This is a genomic window from Cellvibrio sp. (assembly GCF_053579595.1).
In genome coordinates, this window is the sequence record NZ_JBRFPI010000003.1 from 22,030 (window position 1) to 38,966 (window position 16,937).

The window sequence follows — 16,937 nt, forward strand, 5'->3', positions numbered from 1 at the left end:
ATGGCTGTTTACTTCGTATAAACCAACGCGGGCTTGATATACTGCGCCCATTGTCGCCCTCTTACCTCACGGCGCCCCCTCGTACGAACCGGGTTCTATTTGCATGAAAAAACACTATCAATACGATGTTCTGGTTATTGGCTCTGGCGCAGCTGGCCTCACTCTGGCGCTAAGTCTAGCCCAACAGGCGCGAGTTGCCGTGCTCAGTAAAAATGAAATCAACCAAGGCTCTACCTGGTTTGCACAGGGCGGAATAGCAGCCGTATTGGATGACCAGGACTCTATTGATGCCCATGTTGCGGATACGTTGATTGCCGGCGCCGGACTCTGCCATGAAGACGCTGTGCGCTTCACCGTGGAGCGCAGTAAAGATGCAATCCAGTGGCTTATCACCCAAGGCGTCAACTTCACCAAAGAAAATAGCAATGGCGATTACCATCTCACCAAAGAAGGTGGTCACAGCCACAGGCGCATCATCCACAGCGCAGACGCCACCGGCCAAGCGGTACATTCAACGCTGATTGAACAAGTCCAGCAGCAGGGCAATATCGATATTTTTGAACACCATGTCGCCGTGAACTTAATTTCCCAGGCAGACGCGGACTCACGCAAGCTGCGCTGCACGGGTGCTTATGTGTTGGACAGCAAGCACGATGCCGTGCATGTGTTCCAAGCCAAGGTCGTGGTGCTGGCTACGGGAGGTGCGAGCAAGGTGTACCTTTACAGCAGTAACCCCGACAGCGCCAGCGGAGATGGTATCGCTATGGCATGGCGCGCCGGTTGCCGCGTAGCCAATATGGAATTCAATCAATTCCATCCCACCTGTTTATATCACCCGCGCGCGAAAAACTTTTTGATTACGGAAGCCCTGCGTGGCGAAGGTGCTTATTTGCGCTTGCCGAGTGGCGAACGTTTTATGCCGCGTTTTGATGAGCGGGAAGAGTTGGCACCGCGCGATATCGTTGCCCGCGCCATCGACCATGAAATTAAACGTCTCGGTTGCGATTGTGTTTATTTGGATATCAGCCATAAATCCGAAGAGTTTATTAGCGAGCACTTCCCTACAGTAAAAGCGCGCTGCTTGGAATTTGGAATCGATATAACAAAAGAAGCCATTCCGGTAGTTCCTGCTGCGCATTACACCTGCGGCGGCGTTGTTGTGGATAAAAATGGGCAAACCGATTTGCAGCATCTCTACGCGATTGGCGAAACATCATTCACCGGTCTGCACGGCGCCAACCGCATGGCAAGTAACTCATTGCTCGAATGCATCGTTTACGCGCAATCGGCAGCGGAGCATATTTTGGCGAAACTCAACAATATCCACACGCCGGAATTGTCGGCGCAGTGGGATGAATCGCGTGTGAGGGATTCGGATGAAGACGTTGTGATTTCACACAACTGGGACGAGTTGCGCCGTTTTATGTGGGACTACGTAGGCATTGTGCGCACCCATAAACGTCTGGAGCGCGCGACACATCGCATCAAGTTACTGCAAAAAGAAATCGCCGAATACTACAGCAACTACAAGATCAGCAGCGATTTGATCGAGCTGCGCAATTTGGCGATTGTTGCCGAGTTAATTATCCGCTCAGCACACGAGCGCAAAGAAAGCCGCGGCCTGCACTTCTCGCCCGATTATCCGGAGAAATCACCAATCGCACGCGATACCATTTTGGTACCGACGAATTTTGCCGGGCAGGATGTGATTGTGAGCAAGGAAATTTAATAAAGATCAGGCTTTCGGCGTCAAACAAGCGCGCAACCAACGACGCAGGCGGGCGTTATCATTTTTGTCTAGTGCGTCGCCAAAAATTAATACTCGTCGCGTTTTGCTACTCTCCGGGTTGCGCAGCGGCAAGATAATCAGCCATGACCAACACAGCACCTCCCCCGCCAGCTCCAGCTGGCAGGGGCAGCCCTCTTGCTCAAGCAGCCAATGATCGCCGGAATAGCTGAGCGCGCCCGTTACGCAATTTTTGCTTTCCCGCCGATAGACAAACCATAAACCGCCCCAACAAAGCGCCAGCCACAGCAACCAAACCGGTTGATCGATAATGTAAAAATAAAACGTCAGGAGCAGGCTCAACGCGAGCGCAGCATAGCTGCAGCGATACAACAGAAAACCCATACGGGAGTGATTGATCCTAACCGCCGCTAACGGGGGCAGCGGTTTCAAAACAGATGGTTCAGCAGCTACAACGTCAGTATCAACTGCTTTTTTGAAGGCCGGTGTTTGCACGAATAATATCCACAATCCGTTGTAGCTCAGGGTTAGCAGGATCAGTCCTGCGCATAAACCAGGCAAACAAATCCTGATCCTGCTCTTCCAATAATAACCAGTAACGCTCTTTGTCAGCCTGCTCCAGGTTCGGGTAGACATTTTCCAGAAACGGCATCAACACCAAATCCAGTTCCAGCATTCCGCGCCGGCTACCCCAAAACAAACGATTAATATCCACAACACTACCTATATTGATCACGCGACGGGAACGGCATTATAAACGAGCCACTGACTAAACGCTTGCTTTGATCACCCTGTTCCGCCCCTGTGCTTTGGCTTGGTAAAGTGCAGTATCTACGCAACGGAATAGTTGATGAAAGGGAATTTTACCGTCGCTGGTGCCGACCCCCAAGCTAATGGTCACGTGCAATTCCGGGAATTGGTCAAAGCTGGCGGTCGCGATTAAGGCGCGCATTTTCTCGGCGATAGCAAATGCACCCTCCGAATGTGTATCAGGCAATACCAGCACGAATTCTTCACCTCCCCAGCGCGCAACCTGATCACTTTGGCGCGTATGGGATTTAATTAATTCTGTCACTCGCTTGAGCACCAAATCGCCACCATCGTGCCCTAATGAATCATTAATTTTTTTAAAATGATCAATATCCACTATCACCATAGACACCAAGCGTGCGCTATCCATTGGAAAATATTGTTCGATATATTCAGAAAGTCCCTGACGATTCAACAAGCCCGTTAGCGGGTCAACCATCGACAGCTTTTTGTATTTGTCTGTCTCCTGCGCGAGCAGTGAATTCTGATTTGCCAACCGCTCAAGGCGCTGATGTTCAAGGCGAATTTCTTTAGTGAGCTTCGCCAGACTGATCCCCCCCACGAACATAATGGCACTTAACCAAAATACCAATATCCCCAAATACCAATCCTCACGCGACACCCATTCACCAACAAACTCAAGCTTGTTGAGCTTAAAACCATGCTTACCAACCGGACCGGGATAGCTGACATCAATTCCAAATGCAATAACGTGGTCAAAACGTGGCAATGAATGTTCACGTGGTGCCTTGTATTGGGTGACCCACCATTCAGCCACTGAGAACTCCGATAAACTCAGCACCAAACTCTCATTAACGTAGTTGATCGGCACATGCACATTATTAAACTTGGACGTCTGCATATCGTTGATATCAGAAAATCCAGGTTCATAATTGCGTAGATAAAATCGCAAGCGCTGGTCACTGCCAACATAATCCAGATCAATATTGATCGTTTTATAGCTGCTCAGATTGATTCCCTGGGAACCTTGCCCTCCACCGAGATACACATTAAACCCGCAGCCGTGGGCCTTGCCATCATTCTCGATATTGCACTCCCAGGCGAGGCCGTCAAAATCGGTCCAATACACCATAGGCTCTCCTGCCGAATTCATATCGGCATAGATGTAATGGGGAATATTGGCGGAGGGGACGACCAGCATTTTTTTCGCTGGCAACAACTCGTAGGCATACATCACTGCCACAGTAATAAGGCAGCAGAGAAAAAGTTTATAGAAACCACTTTGGCGAAGTCTGGAATTCTGCATTGGCTATATATAGTCCAGATCGGAATAACTGCCAATGAGCAGATTGCCAAAAAACGGTATGATGCAATCTGATTTTGCCACTTTTATAGCAACACCAAGATTCTCCTACAGTAGCGGTATTGGTAGTTATGACCCAGGATAAACCCACAGCCAACCAGACAACCCAACTGGTAAGACTTCATCAAACACGACTGCTTCTGGTCAAAGGGCCGGATGCCAGTAAGTTTCTCCAAGGCCAGGTCACCTGTGACTTGCGCGAACTAAGTGCCCCCGTCACGCGCATAGGCGCGCAGTGCAATCCCAAAGGGCGAATACTGCTCAGCTTCCGCGCGCTGCAACTCGATGCAGAGACTATCGCCCTGCGCATACCCGCACCCATGCTGGACAAAGCCAAGAGCTCGCTCGGCAAATATATCGTCTTCTCCAAAGCGAAATTGCACGATGACAGCGGCTACAGCGTGTATGGCCTATCTGGCGATAACGCACAACACGCAGCCAAAACCATTTTTACTACACTGCCAACCGATAACGATGGCTGGGCAGAAAAAGACGGCAATTTCCTGATTCAACTAGCGCAGGATCGTTTTGAATGCTGGATAAAGCCTGCAGATACAACAGCATTTGAACAGCAACTGGATGGCCTCACGATTGACGGAAACGTGAATGATTGGGAGCTGCTGAATATTCGTGCTGGTGTTGCCGATATTTATCCCGAAACCATCGAGCTGTTTACCCCCCAGGAGATCAATTACCAATTGATCAACGGTATTAACTTCCGCAAAGGCTGCTATACCGGCCAGGAAATTGTGGCGCGGCTGCATTATCGCGGCAAACTAAAACGTCATATGTACCGTTTTGAATTCAGTGGCAATCAACTCCCCACGCCCGGCGCTGCACTGATAAACGCAACAACCCGCAATACCTGTGGGCACTTGGTTACTGCAGCTTTCGCGGCTAACAACCGAATCGAAATTCTAGCCTCATTGCTAGATGAGCAATTGGATCAGGTAACACTGGAAACCAGCACGGAAATTTTAAAACAGCTACCACTTCCCTATGCTATACCTACAGCAGATGAAACCACTGAATAGCACCGTAACTGACTAACGCTGTCGATGAATAACGCCGTAATAGGATCACTAATGAACCCCATTGCTGAAAAAGTTCGCACCGAAATTATCACCGCGATCAACAATGACCAACTCGTACTCCCCACCCTGCCCGAAGTCGCATTAAAAGTACGGGAAGTCGCCGACGATCCAGATGCAGACATCGATAAACTGAACCAAGTCATCAGTGGCGACGCCGCACTCAGCGCCCGCATAATCCGCGTAGCCAACAGCCCGCTCTTGCGCGCCAGCCGCGCCATAGAAGATCTACGCACCGCGCTAATGCGCCTCGGCATCCAGTACACCTGCAATATCGCCACCGGCCTCGCTATGGAACAAATGTTCCAAGCTACGTCTGACCTTGTCGATATGCGCATGCGCGAAGTTTGGAGTCGCTCCAGCGAAGTCGCGGGCATCAGCCACGTATTGTGCAAACACTACACACGCTTGCGCCCAGACCAGGCAACACTCGCCGGCCTCGTCCACAAAATCGGTGTATTGCCTATTCTCACCTACGCCGAAGACCACCCCGCACTCCTCAAAGACAGCTTCACGCTAGATGCCGTCATCGACGAATTACACGCACCTATCGGCGACCTCATTTTAAAAACCTGGGGCTTCCCCGAAGAACTCGCGCATATCCCCACCCAGCACATCAATTTTGCCCGTCAAAGCCCCAAAGCCGATTACGGCGATATAGTCACCGTCGCCATGCTGCAAAGCTACCTCGGCACCGATTCACCCATGGCAAAAATAGATTGCACCCAAGTCAAAGCCTTCGAACGCTTAGGCCTCGACCCGGAAATGCAGATTGCTGAATCAGAAGATTTGAGTGCAGAAATGGAAGCGGCTATGTCGTTGTTGCTTTAGGGCAACAGCGATGGAAAATCAAAGAAGAGTTGTTTAAATAACGTATGATCAGGTGCTCCCTGATGGACTATTGAGGTATGCACGCCTGGCTCCTGGGTTGAATACCACCAATAGCTTTTATTGATATCAGGCTCACCTGGATCACGTGCCGTGAAAATATCTGAAACAGACATTTCAGCCATGACATGAGCCGCAAGAAAATGACACACATCATCCGGTAGCAAATTCCCCTGCAACAGTACTGGAAGCTCATTTGCCAAAGAAGGTAAATACGAAACCAAAACGGGATCAACATCAGTTCGTGATGTCCCTCTTGCAAAAGTAATAAAAGGGAAATACCTTCCTACCGAATCGACACTCGGCATCAACGCACCGTATAAAAACTCATCTCCCCACACTTTGGGAAAAATAACAAAATTCCATACCGGTGCAGTCAAGTAAACATCTAACCAGGCTTGTTGTTCAGTCGATAAACTAAACATTCCCTCACTAAACCAATCATCAATATGTCGCAAGTAATGATGGGGAATATCGCGCGAGACAAAGTCCCCCGCGCTGGGAATTTTTCCAAAAAAACCATAACTCAGCGAAGAAGCAATGCCATTCATGTTAACTAGCGCCGCACGGGGCATGTGAAATTATTTAACTCCGCCAAATAAAACGGGTTGTTGACACTACTAGCCGTTACCTCAAGCACTACTTTGTAGCCATGAATAAATAAAGTAGTGATAAATTTTTCCGGCTGTAAACGACGGCGCTCGCCCAAATCAAACAAACGCATTAATGCCCAAGGGCCATTTACCACTAAGGATTTACGATTATTATCAGCTCCACTTAATTCAACCCGAATCTGATTACTCCCCAAAGGACCCGGCCAAGAAACTGCACGCGGAATTTGCGGACCATGGGCATACTGAGATAGCTGCCCATCAAAATCGAGCGAAAGTTGGCTTATAGCCGCATCCATTTCTAACACTTTATATTCAAAATTCAATGCAGGTACACGTGCTCCGGCAGGAAAAAATACATCGCGGATTTTTGCGGCATTCTGGAAAGACTCAATAGGTAATTGTCCAGCATTCGACTGGCGCAAGCTCCAGGTACGGTTGCTCATATCGGTGATAGGTTTTAAATGTTCATTAAAAAAGCTATCCATCATGCCTGCCGGTGCAAACATTTTTGAAAAGTCGGCAAAAGTGACATCGCGTTTCGAGGTGCGATCAAAAGGATATCGACCGCGTATAGCGACGCGGCAAAACTCTCCTACTGAACTGTCCAACTCTGCACTTAATGCACCGCGGATGCCACCCTCAGCCTGACGTTTGCCTTCGTCGGTGATTCCTTCCAAAATTGTACGCACAGGAATCGGGTAGCGGGCAGCCTCTGAGCGAATCTGTGCAATAGTGTCCTGCTGGTCTAATGCCCTTGCACCGCTGCGAATGGAAAAATCGGTATTGGAGAGATTCAAATAGACTTCATTAAACATCTTTAACACGGCATTTTTTTCGGTTTCTTTATTGGGACTAGAGCTAAATTCGACCAAGTCTTTAAAACGCGCATCAACTATCTCCTCCAAAGCGTCATCCAATCCCATCGTTGAAGACAAACCATCAATAGGGCGATCTAACCCAGGGGCTTTAGCAACCACACGCTTTGCAACTTCATTCGCTATTGCACCAGGCGGTTCTGATAAAGGCTTGGTTAAACTTAACTCTTGCGCTGCAGCATCGATCAATTTTATTAACGGAGAATCAGCCGCCGATAAAATACGTGCCACATCAATAGACTCAGGTATTGAGCGGGTTTCAACCAAGCGCAAATCGCCAAGATAGTTTTCCCAAAGAGCGGCATAGTCCTGCAGATATAAACGAGTTACCGCAAGCTCAGCGTCCGACTGTTTTACCATATCAATATTCGCCGGATTAAACGACGAGTAGGAATCTAAAACCCAGGACTCCTCAGCTACAATTTCAGCCAATTTATGTTCCAGTGCCGGTAAAAATACCTCCCGATAGCCGGCACGGGTAAACAACCCCGGAATGCCATCACTAAGTGGCTTGCTGCTATTGCGTTGAAAAACAAAATTACCTTTTGCTCCACCACCACTCAAAAAGGAAAAATCAGCGGCACTATTTTGCAATAGACTGGCTTTAATTGTTTGATAAGCACGTTCAGCAAATGAAAATCCGCTCAGTGTTCTCCGCTTCTCCTGCACCAAATGATCATTCATCGCAAATGGAGAAACCAGTGATTGCTGACTCAACAAATTACGCAAATGAAATAGCATTGCCGTCTGCTGTTCACGTGATATTTCCGGCGAGAAACTTTGTTTGAAATCAGCTTCAACAAAGGCCAATAGCTGCGCCCCATCAAAATGGGCAACCTGATTAAGCATCAAATAAGCTTTTAACGACTGATAAGTGAAATCCAGATCGCGCTCCGATGAGCTTTCAACTAACCACTCCAAACGCTGCGCCACTACCGGTAGTAATTTACTGCGCAAGGCACGGTCATAAGAATATTGCGTTGCCGCATCGAGCTTTAAGCCTTGATACAAACCAAAGGTCATTGGCAAAGGTGGCTCGTCAACTGAAAAATCATTTCCTTCTGCTAGGCAGCAAAGTTCATTAAGTACAGGTAGATAATGAATAAAATCAGTGACACCTGAATTTGATAAACTTAAAAATGCGGCAGATGCAGAACGGCTTTTTGATTCAACACTGTTGAGATAATCAATGTTCTTGTAATAGCTCCCCACCAAAAATGCAGAAAACACTAAAAATGCACCTAATATAAGACTGTGCGCACCAAGCCCAAACCATAATTCCTTTTTTTCCTCGCGCCGATTTTTACCCGCCAAATGCGCCTCGGGCAGGATAACTTTGGTTATCAAATCCTTTAAAAAAAAGCTGCGCCCACCGATGCCTTTTTTATTAATATTGATACTGGAGCTAACACCAAAGCGCCGCCCCAACGCGCCTAAAACCCGGTCAAACGGTGTGCCCTCTTGGGTACTGCTGGCAAAATACACACCGCGCACTTGTGAACCAGAAAAATCATTTCCGGAAAAAATGTTATCAACCAAATCGCCAATTAGCGGCAGACAATTGGAAAAATTTTGGGGGAAAGCATAAGCGTGCGCGCGCCGGGACAAATCTGTCTCACGCAACATAATATCGGGCATACCATCAAACAAACGCCGGGCGATCAACCCTAACTCCGCGCGAATGAGGTCATTTACATTGGCAGAGTGGGAAATATTATCGGGCTGGGGGGGAAAGGTAAATCCCAATACCTGTTCCCGCTCCTCCTTGGATAGACCGGAAAAATAATCACTAAAACCACCGAGAAGATCGGCCTTGGTAATCAGGATATAAACAGGGAAGCTGATTCCCAGGGATTTGCCGAGTTCAGTCAAACGCGCTTTGATAATAGCAGCATGCCTGTCGCGCGACTGCTCGTTACCAGCCAAAATATCACTCATTGAAATAGTTAACACTGCGCCATTTAATGGCTGCTTTGGCCTGAATTTTTTCAATAAACCCAGAAAGCCAAGCCATTCATCCTTATCGTATTCGGCATGGCTCTCATGCGTTATATAACGTCCTGCGGTATCAATAAACACAGCATCGTCGGTAAACCACCAATCACAATTGCGTGTACCGCCTACACCTTTTAGAGGTTCGTGCCCAACAACGCCAGCTAAGGGAAACTGCAAACCACTATTGATTAATGCCGTCGTTTTGCCCGAACCTGGCGCCCCAATAAAAACATACCAAGGAAATTGATAGACAAACTTTTTCCTAAGGCTTGCAAACAACCCGGGGCGGGTATTAGCAGCAGAGTTTTTTAAGTGCCCCATAGCACTGGCGAAGTTTCGGCCAAGCTCATCAAGAGCTGGAGCATTATTAGAATTGGATATTCCTTTACCAGTCAAGGCGTCAATAAACTTATCGTTCATTCTGTGCACACGCCACACAGAAAATATTTTTTTGATGATGAAATAGATAACCAATGAGGTTATCAATAAAATACGATGGCTTATTGCCTCCAATGGTCGCCATTCTGCAAATGCAAACAGCGGCCCGACAAACCAGATTGCACAGGCAAGCAAGACTATTGCAACAAACTTCCACAGAGCTGGCTGGGTTAAAAAACAAATGATTTTACGGATCACAGGTCCAATTTCCTTTTAGTATTTTGCCGATCTCAGCAATATTTTTACTTCAACCCGACGATTCAGTGATCGCCCCTCGGTAGTGCTGTTGGTAGCGATAGGTTCAGCATCTCCCAAACCCTGTACGTCAATTGCTCTATTGTTTACCATCGCAGATTGCAAATAACTAGCGACACTGCGCGCACGGTCTAGTGATAAATGCCAATTCGATGGAAACCGTGCAGTACGGATGGGCACATTATCCGTATGGCCGGAAACAACCGCGCTCTTGCCATACCGCTGAACGGCATCGGCTATTTTTTTAATTACTGCAAGATAATTTGAATTAATAGTGACACTGCCAGATTCAAATAAGCCATCCCCCATCAGGGTAACAACAGCAACACCTGATGACTCCTTAACACTCACCAAATGCTTATCAACTTCGTCTTTAAGCATTAGCGAGATCTGCCCGGCTGATACCGGTTCAGGTGATGTCACAACGACCTCAGGGATAGGCAATGCGACAACCTGGGAAAATACTGAATCAGAATAATCCGACAGCTTAAGTGCAAAGGAGACAAACAAAACCGCACCGGCAATCACACACAAAAGCATCGACACCCACACCGGCAGCAAGGTCCATATGGCAGAACGGGGTTTTGCAAACCCCATCCAATGGGGCGATAATGTTTTTACTTTTTCACCTTTTACATCGGCAATTATTTCCGCTAAACGTCGACGCAAGAGTTCCAGTTGTGAATGGCCGTTGGGCACCACTTTGTATCTACCCTCAAAACCAAGCGAAATACAAAAGAACATCAATTCGATAAGATCGCGGTGAAGCGCTGGTGTTTGGGATACTCTGGCAAGAATCTGGAAAAATTTTTCCCCGCCCCAGGTTTCATTGTGAAATGTCACCAGCAAACTATAACGCGGCCAAACACCACCGCCACCCCAAGGTGTCTGGGCGGCAGTTTCATCGATGACCGTGCATAAACAGTAACGGGCAGCAGAAATGTGTTCCGGCGATATAGCCTCTGCCTTTGCACGGGCTTCAAACTTTTTAATCTCTTCGATTAAATAATTACGCAACTGGGAAGGATCAGGATTGTGCACCAAGGTACGCACCTGATAAATCATGTTCAGGATTGGATTGGCAACGGCCAGAATCGGATTGCTGCCAGAAAAAACCTCATCGGACTCGTTAAAAAACGAATTAGATGCAGCTGGCTCAGCTATAGCCTTGGCTCGTCCGCCCGGATTTGGCACCACAAAGGTTCTTGAGGTATTTACACCAAATGAATCAATGTCGAGCATAATAATTCCCTATAAACGTTAGATTACCTACGTATTGCCCAGCACTGCATTTGTAAATCGGGGAAATCGCCTGCCACATGCATAGCGATAGTACCCGAGGCCTTAAATGCACTCCACATATCGGAGTTGGTATCCAATTCAAAATAATGTGTGCCCGTATGATAGGGTATCTGACGTGGTGCTATAGGCAACGAATTCAATAAAATACCCGGCAATTGCAAATTAACTAAATCCCTGATTTTATCAACGGAACCAATTTTTATTTGTTTGGGGAAACTCTGCTTCAACAAATCAGCAGGGATACTGGCGTGAACTGCCAATACAAATTGACTGGAGGAAAATAGATCACGATCAGTTACCTGGCCAATTCGCACACCGTAATTCTTTTCTATAAGTTGAATCTCAACCGCATTTTGTTCCAATACAGTAGATAAATAACGTCTGAGTATTTGCATCAACGGAGTAAAAGATTTTTCTGCCTCATCATGAAAATAAAGAGGCAAATCGCTATTGCGTTTGTTTTCGGAGGCAAAGGTTGCCAGCTCGCCACAAAGGGCGATCAATAGTTTATAGGCATCCTCAGGGGTAGCGCCCTGGCTCTGCAACAAATGTATTAATTGCGGCTCATTGCGATTTAACAATTGCAACATCAAAAATTCGCCCACCTCAGAAACACCACCGCGGCCAGGTTGGCTGATGCGCATGCTGAGTACATCAGCGCGCTGCTTTACCAAACCGAGCACTTCATTAACCAGGGATGTTAAAACACTCGATGCGGAATTGGAGATCAATGCAGGAATATAGTGATTATCCAATATTAGTTGACGATCACTGCGTTTTTCTAAAACACGTATCACACCCAATGCAACCCAGGAGTCCGTCAACTCACTTTGCAGCAGCAGGTGCAATCGGGGTTTGGCTAACTGTAATTCAGCCGCCTCACCTCCTACGGAATTAATATCCTCAATGATGGCATCTTTGACTGAATAACGGGCGAGGCTTTGCGCATGGGCGTCAAATGAAACGGTTTCAGCTTGATTAGTTTGTAAAGGTAAGGCTAGATAAATAATTTGTTCGGCAACCCCATCTTTCACACTCAATGGTGCAGGTGCATCGTAGTTGGAAGAAAAACTAAAAGGTGTTCCATCCGGGAATATACCTTCCGCATCCTGGATAGCAACAATTCCAAGTGCCAGCGATGTTGCATCTAATTGCAGCCGTCTAAATCCCCAGAAATAATGTGCAGGTGCCTGCGACCGCTGATGACGCATCAAGGTCAAATAGCGCTCCTGCTGCTGAAAATGCTGTGGTCGCAAAAACATCCCTTCAGACCAAACAACCTTTTTATAGGTATCCATAAAACAAAAACTCCCATTAATGTTCTTGCGATAAAGGTTCTAATTTAATTTTATTTTTTTCGAACAATATCTTGTATGAGGAAGAAATTTTTCCGCCTAGCTTGGGTAAAAACCCCGCTTTGACGCGCGGATATTCATAGACTAATTGCCAACCACTGCTATCAATAACCCGATAACCTGCCACAATCCCAAAGGCGCCCTCAGCTTCACTAACTGGATAATCAATATCAAGTGTCTGACCGGGACGAATTGTCAGTGTATTTACCGCAATGAGATCCCGCCCTAATATTGACTTACTGTGTTCGACTAGCGACATATAGTCATTTTTTTTAAATGATGAAGAGCTTTTCAGTTGGTAAATGGTCAGTGCGAGTGGAGAGGCGCGACCATTAATATCCGGATTTAAATCCGAGGAAGCGACCAACGTTAGCGAGATACTATTTTTCTTGGCTACAGGGGCAATACAGGACACCAGGCCAAGCAGAGATATGAATAAAATGACTTTTTTAGCCGGCATGAGGAAAAAAATATTTCTAATGCCATACGAAGCTAAACCAAAATTTGCAATTGACATATCAAATCATATCCATACTTAGCTTGGAAATGTCATTAGCATTTAAACTGAGTGTTATATCGTTTGGACCACCAACCCACACAGCCAATGCGCTGTAATTATCTTGTGTCGCGGAGTTTCTATCCAACACTAATTGTTCCATTCTTATCAGCCACTCTTCAGCTGAACCAGCAAGGCTCAAAGCGGCCACCATGGCCTCAGTATCCATACCCTCCCAAAAGCCATCAGAACACAATAAAAATGCATCGCCCTCATGCAACGGAAAGGGTGTGTCAAGCGATTCAAAATACACTTCCTCACCAGTCCCCAAGGCGGCGTAAAGAATATTTCTTGCGACGCTGTTTTGGGCAATATTCTCGCTCATCATTTGGGAATCAATAAAGCGCTGCAATAAGCTGTGATCTTTTGTCAAAAGTGTACATGTGCGTCGCCTAATCAAATAGATTCGCGTGTCACCTAAATGAATCCACTGAGCCAACCGTGCATCATCATTAAAAAAGAGACATGCAACTGTAGTGCTCATTTTTTTTAATTGATTAGCCAGCGTTTGGCCATAGCGGATTGCCGAATCAGCTTGATGCAGCAGCTGATCTACTTGATTTTTCTCAATACTAGGCTGGGTTGAAAAACCCATCAAAAATGTTTTTACAGCAGTTTCCGATGCCACATCACCACCACCATGGCCACCAGCTCCATCGGCCACCACAAAACAGGCACCCTGCTCTGATGTCCAATAACCGCAAGCATCTTCGTTATAGTCCCGCGCCCCTTGACGAGAGAGGGTCGCGAATTCTATTGTCATGCCCGATGTAGCGAGATAAGACGTCATGTGCGCTCCCGGGCTTCGCACATCCTATCAATTTCCTGCTCGTAGGCCTGTGAAAATGCCTGCTGGAAACGCACTTCAAAATCCTCCCTGGCATTACCAGCCACCTCGGTGTAATGGGCCTCATAAAGCTCCCAGAGTTTGGATTTTTTAGACATAGGCAAGATCGAATCCACAAAATTTTTATTGACCATATATTTGTGAATTTTTTCAGGGCTGAAATTTTTTACCACATCGTAAACTGCCGCTCTGGCGCCCGACATCAATCCAATTTGATGGGCTAACAAGTCATCAAAAGCATCATCAATAGCCTCTACTGAATGCATAAATCCCGGCACTCGCTCACCAATCAAATGCATTAATGCAGATTGGGCATCGGGAGCGAACTTCAACGGATTATTACCTGATGCGGCAATAATAGTCACATCAGCGCGCATTTCATGCTTAATATGAGCGCGTTCATGCATCATATTGACAGCACCCGCCGTCAAATGAAGTAGTGTGCTGCCCAGCAGTTCAAAAAATTCTGGCGTAAACTCAGGTAATTTCCCTTCATCTATCTGCAGTCCATGAGCAAGCGCCTGACGATGTGCATCGGATAAAACAGTACTTATGCCCGCCATACTGGATGATTGCCGCTTAACGGGTGAATCCCTCTTGGGGCGATGCTGGACCGGAGCCAATACATCGGCTACTGATTCAATTACATCAATAGAATGATGCGTAGATTCAGCCTGTTTTGTAATACGAGGAACAATAAATAAAGAATCTATTTCGTTGCCGTCATCAAGACCATAAGCCGCTGAAGAATTGCCTGCATCGCCAACAGACAATAATGCCAGGGGGTCTTCGCTTTGCTCGTGCAATAATTTTTCATTTGAATTTTCTTTAGTTTGATAGAGAAAATTTGCATTATTACTGGGTGCATCCAACTCATCGTGCAATAGACTATTGTCGTCCCGCTCACCAAACATCTCTTCCGATGCGTTAACCACTATTGGGACTTCACTCGAAAAAAAATCAAAATCAGCAGGAATAAAGTTTATTTCATTAGCAAACCCAGCAGCATTCTCCACCTTACTATTACTAACAGCTTTTTCAACAGATAAGATTTTGGTTTGCTGTAGCATTAAGATGTAAGCGCCAATCATCAAGTGATCTGAAAGGCTAATTACTGCTGATGCACCTGGTTGTAGCGCAGCTGTACCAATAAATATTCCAGTAGAACTGCTTATATTATTGATAATTGCCGATGCTTCATCTTTATACGCAAGACTCGCTTGAACACGAGACACCAAGCGAGAAGGATCATCAAGCACTAAATGATTGCCAACACTGCGGCCAAGGGTGATTTGCTCACCAGCACCAAACTCACACAACATGGAATTGTTGTTTATTGATGCGCCATTATAGGTAATGACCTTGATTATTAATCTCGGAGAGTACGACATGACATCTATATCCATATAGTTGCAGAAAATTATTTCTGGAAGTAATGAATACATTAGTAATAATGTGATTCATGAAAAGTGGCGCCATCATAGCGATATTTTTTTACATCACAAATCCAAAATAGAGATTTTGATCACAAAGATAGATTTGATTTGTAAATAGAATCGCAGCCTGTAAATTAAAGGGAAGCAATAACACATATTGCAAATTAATTTGTGCTCTTACTCCCCTGCATATATCCAACAACCCCATCACTTTTAGCGGAAACCGCATGGACGCCAGCACAGCTGCTACACCACAAACAAAAAAGTCCACTCCTATTGAATCAGGAGCGCACTCTGCATCAGCACTAACCATTGGCGCAAAACTCAAAGAATTTGTCGTTACCGGCATTATAGGTGAAGGTGGATTTGGAATAGTTTATTCCGCTAAAGACACCCAGCTACAAAGAAATGTAGCGATTAAAGAGTATATGCCTGCTGCAATTGCCAACAGATTGGCATCATCAAAAATCAATTTGCGTTCAGTGCGCCATCAGCAAACCTTTGCTGCCGGTATGCAGGGTTTTATTGACGAAGCAAGATTATTAGCACAATTCAAACATCCTGCGCTCGTTGAAATACTGCGATTTTGGGAAGCCAATGGCACCGCCTATATGGTAATGCCTCACTATTCCGGAAAAACGCTACGCAATATTTTAAAAACATCTCGCAATGTTTGTTCAGAGCGGTGGCTTAAAAGTATTCTTGGTCCTGTGCTCGACGCGATTGAACTGCTTCACAGTAATAATGTATATCATCGTGATATCGCGCCCGATAATATTGTGATACAGGACACAGGCCAACCGGTACTTTTAGATTTAGGTTCTGCAAGACGGGTAATAGCAGGTATGCAGAGCGCATTAACCGTTGTAGTAAAGCCCGGTTATGCACCAATTGAACAATACACGGAAGATACTGCCAACGAGCAAGGCCCTTGGACCGATATATACGCACTGGGAGCGGTTCTATATTTTGCTATTAGTGGCGCTGCCCCAACTGCATCAGTATCAAGAATGATGCGCGACTCCCTGAAGCTGCTTAATACTGATGATTACCCGCACTACAGTGACAGCTTCTTGTCATCAATAAACAAAGCACTGCAATTGCGACCCTGTGACAGATTTCAATCTATCGCTGATTTTCGCGATGCATTAAATGTACATATCTCACTAACCGGCAATGGCGCATTCATCACACCAACCCAGGATTCACCGGTTGAACATCAAGAAACATACGGCAGCGCCCAGCATCAAGATGAAGAAATCACACTTATCTTATCGGAAGATGAAATTAGTGTTTTTAAAGAAAAATTAATGCAATCACTGAAATCGCCAGCAGCAGCTGTATCAATTCATAAAAATTTTAACGAAAACATTCTCAGCAATGATCCCCCTATTAAAAAAGAAT

The 16,937-nt window shown here is 46.1% G+C and carries 14 protein-coding genes; 4 read left to right on the forward strand and 10 right to left on the reverse strand.

Going from position 1 to position 16,937, the window contains the following annotated elements:
* The first annotated feature begins 103 nt into the window (after positions 1-103).
* Complete coding sequence (gene nadB / locus ACWA6V_RS00455) at positions 104-1,729, forward strand: L-aspartate oxidase (RefSeq protein WP_449520660.1); 1,626 nt, start codon at positions 104-106, stop codon at positions 1,727-1,729.
* A gap of 6 nt (positions 1,730-1,735) precedes the next feature.
* Here nadB and ACWA6V_RS00460 read toward each other — a convergent pair whose 3' ends face one another.
* From ACWA6V_RS00460 to ACWA6V_RS00470, 3 genes are read right to left on the reverse strand one after another with little or no spacing between them, the layout of a single operon-like run.
* Positions 1,736-2,242, reverse strand: coding sequence for a protein YgfX (locus ACWA6V_RS00460; RefSeq protein WP_449520661.1), 507 nt, complete (start codon positions 2,240-2,242; stop codon positions 1,736-1,738).
* Positions 2,211-2,462: an FAD assembly factor SdhE gene (locus tag ACWA6V_RS00465; RefSeq protein ID WP_449520662.1), complete on the reverse strand. Its 252-nt coding sequence runs from the start codon at positions 2,460-2,462 to the stop codon at positions 2,211-2,213. The genes ACWA6V_RS00460 and ACWA6V_RS00465 overlap by 32 nt, the downstream gene beginning before the upstream one ends.
* 54 nt (positions 2,463-2,516) lie before the next feature.
* Entirely contained in the window at positions 2,517-3,752 is a 1,236-nt protein-coding gene (locus tag ACWA6V_RS00470; protein WP_449520663.1) for a GGDEF domain-containing protein, read from the reverse strand.
* 200 nt (positions 3,753-3,952) lie between these two features.
* Here ACWA6V_RS00470 and ygfZ point away from each other — a divergent pair, with 200 nt between their 5' ends.
* Positions 3,953-4,915: a CAF17-like 4Fe-4S cluster assembly/insertion protein YgfZ gene (ygfZ, locus tag ACWA6V_RS00475; protein WP_449520664.1), complete on the forward strand. Its 963-nt coding sequence runs from the start codon at positions 3,953-3,955 to the stop codon at positions 4,913-4,915.
* Positions 4,916-4,966: 51 nt separating this feature from the next.
* Complete coding sequence (locus ACWA6V_RS00480; RefSeq protein ID WP_449520665.1) at positions 4,967-5,803, forward strand: HDOD domain-containing protein; 837 nt, start codon at positions 4,967-4,969, stop codon at positions 5,801-5,803.
* Here the strand turns inward: ACWA6V_RS00480 and tagF are convergent.
* The 7 genes from tagF to tagH are packed head-to-tail and all read right to left on the reverse strand — an operon-like array spanning position 5,800 to position 15,503.
* A complete protein-coding gene (gene tagF / locus ACWA6V_RS00485; protein WP_449520666.1) occupies positions 5,800-6,411 on the reverse strand; it encodes a type VI secretion system-associated protein TagF in 612 nt (203 codons plus the stop codon). The genes ACWA6V_RS00480 and tagF overlap by 4 nt on opposite strands.
* 5 nt (positions 6,412-6,416) lie before the next feature.
* Positions 6,417-9,980, reverse strand: a complete 3,564-nt coding sequence (tssM, locus tag ACWA6V_RS00490) for a type VI secretion system membrane subunit TssM (RefSeq protein WP_449520667.1) — start codon at positions 9,978-9,980, stop codon at positions 6,417-6,419.
* 15 nt (positions 9,981-9,995) lie between these two features.
* Positions 9,996-11,279 carry a type VI secretion system protein TssL, long form gene (gene tssL, locus ACWA6V_RS00495; protein ID WP_449520668.1) on the reverse strand — a complete coding sequence of 428 codons (1,284 nt, stop codon included), beginning with the start codon at positions 11,277-11,279 and terminating at the stop codon, positions 9,996-9,998.
* A gap of 23 nt (positions 11,280-11,302) precedes the next feature.
* Positions 11,303-12,637, reverse strand: a complete 1,335-nt coding sequence (gene tssK, locus ACWA6V_RS00500) for a type VI secretion system baseplate subunit TssK (protein ID WP_449520669.1) — start codon at positions 12,635-12,637, stop codon at positions 11,303-11,305.
* A 16-nt stretch (positions 12,638-12,653) separates the two neighbouring features.
* Complete coding sequence (gene tssJ, locus ACWA6V_RS00505) at positions 12,654-13,211, reverse strand: type VI secretion system lipoprotein TssJ (RefSeq protein ID WP_449520670.1); 558 nt, start codon at positions 13,209-13,211, stop codon at positions 12,654-12,656.
* A gap of 1 nt (position 13,212) precedes the next feature.
* Positions 13,213-14,040, reverse strand: a complete 828-nt coding sequence (locus ACWA6V_RS00510; RefSeq protein ID WP_449520671.1) for a PP2C family protein-serine/threonine phosphatase — start codon at positions 14,038-14,040, stop codon at positions 13,213-13,215.
* Positions 14,037-15,503: a type VI secretion system-associated FHA domain protein TagH gene (gene tagH, locus ACWA6V_RS00515; protein ID WP_449520672.1), complete on the reverse strand. Its 1,467-nt coding sequence runs from the start codon at positions 15,501-15,503 to the stop codon at positions 14,037-14,039. The genes ACWA6V_RS00510 and tagH overlap by 4 nt, the downstream gene beginning before the upstream one ends.
* 257 nt (positions 15,504-15,760) lie before the next feature.
* Between tagH and ACWA6V_RS00520 the strand changes: the two genes are divergently transcribed.
* Positions 15,761-16,937, forward strand: a 1,177-nt coding sequence (locus ACWA6V_RS00520) for a serine/threonine protein kinase (protein WP_449520673.1), incomplete at its 3' end; no start/stop codon positions are given.